Origin of the sequence: Haloferax sp. Atlit-10N (assembly GCF_003586325.1) — an archaeon.
Taxonomy (GTDB): Archaea; Halobacteriota; Halobacteria; order Halobacteriales; family Haloferacaceae; genus Haloferax; species Haloferax prahovense.
In genome coordinates, this window is sequence record NZ_PSYX01000196.1 from 1 (window position 1) to 432 (window position 432).

At 71.5% G+C, this 432-nt stretch carries 1 pseudogene; it reads right to left on the minus strand.

The features are described 5' to 3' along the window. A pseudogene (locus tag C5B91_RS21855) lies at nt 1–432 on the minus strand (hypoxanthine oxidase XdhD); the annotation flags it as partial.

Below are 432 nucleotides of genomic sequence, written 5' to 3' on the forward strand. Positions count from 1 at the left end.
AGGTGGTGGACGGCCTGCGTCTCGTACTCCCCCTCGACGACCTCGTCGGCCGCCTCGAACCCGCGTTCGACGTTTCCCTCCTCGTGGCGGGTCTCGCAGACGACGTTCCGCTCGGGAGCCGCGTTCTCTTGAGGGTTCTCGTACGGCTCAGGGTGGAGCGTCGGCGCGTCCGCCCCCATCGCCTCGTGCGCGTCGAGGACGTGGTCGTACGGCTCGTAGTCGACCTCGATGGCGTCCACCGCGGCCGCGGCGGCCTCGGCGGTTCGCGCGGCGACGGCGGCCACCGGCTCGCCGACGAACCGGACCGTCTCGTTCAGGACGCGCTCGTCGAACGGGGCCGGGGCCGGGTAGGGAAAACCGGTTCGCGTGAAGCGGTCCTCGGGAACGTCCTCGTGGGTGAGCACCGCCTTCACGCCGGCTATCGCTTCCGCG